At 37.1% G+C, this 1,098-nt stretch carries 1 protein-coding gene; it reads left to right on the top strand.

Annotation, left to right across the window (positions count from 1 at the left end; genetic code table 11):
- On the top strand, positions 1 to 1,098 hold a 1,098-nt coding region (locus tag QMA35_RS21760; protein ID WP_281649226.1), incomplete at both ends, for a hypothetical protein.

The raw sequence follows: 1,098 nt of genomic DNA, 5'->3' as shown, positions 1-1,098 counted from the left end.
AAAAACAACGACCGTTGATAAAAAGGCTTCGAGAGCAAGAACCACGAAAAAAAATGTAGAGCACTTTCCAAAATCATCCCCTGTTGGTGTTTCACTGCCATCAAAAGCACTGCCCCCCTCCGGCCTGCGTAACAACCCAGTATATCAGCCAGCATACGTGTGGACGGACGAGGAAATAATAAATATCGATTTCTATGCAAGTAGACTGAGAGATCTACAACATAGAGATCTCTTGTTAGATCTCCTCTCTAAATGTAGAACCCAGAAAGGCTCCTCGTTTTATGTTAAAAATTTCGATAGTCTCATAATGATCGCAAACGCGGCTCATCAGCTACAAAAACATCTGGATGATGATTCTCGGGATTTTCTTGAAAAAATCATAATCGAGTGTCTACGAAAATGCTCTTCTTATCTGACAAATTCTTGCAGTATTAGTAAACTTACTACTTTATGTAATATTATTCGCACTCGGGATTCTTACAAGGAAATCGATGATGTACGATCTCGTATTGCAGGCATAATCGTAGCGTTCAGAAATCATGAGATATTAGGCAAGTTCCATGGTTACCAGCTAAGCATTACTGCCGCTGCCATGTTGAAAAGAAAAACACTAATATTCGAAGGTCAATTCGATGCATTAAAAGCAATTGCAGAGGAAGTAAAGGATTCGTTACAAACAGAAATGAATTCCTGGAACGGAATAACTTTATCAACACTAGCGGCGTGTATAGGTTGCCTGAAACAAACAGAAGGCTACTCTCTTCCAGAAGGAGAGACTAAAAACACCCTACTTAAAAAGATGTGTGATGCACAAGAGAAAATCGCAACAGCGATATTATCTCAATATAAAGAAAACAATCTCGAAGATAAAAAGAAATGGAATATACAAGATTTTATTATGGTTTGTAGTGAGTTTAAAAGCAGAATTTATCGTTCAGATCATTTTGTTATTCAACAAGCCATATTTTCTGTCATCCACTTATTAAATGACAAAGATTTAATGGATTTGGAAAATAGTGATATTCTTATATTTGTTGATGCGTGCGGGGAATCTGTTTTTAATAGCGCAAACTCACTGCTAATATTTCTCACCAAGTT

Origin of the sequence: Parendozoicomonas sp. Alg238-R29 (genome assembly GCF_947331445.1) — a bacterium.
In the GTDB taxonomy this organism is placed as follows: Bacteria; Pseudomonadota; Gammaproteobacteria; order Pseudomonadales; family Endozoicomonadaceae; genus Sansalvadorimonas.
The sequence above is the reverse complement of the archived record's forward strand: the minus strand, read 5'-3'. Positions and strand labels throughout refer to the sequence as shown.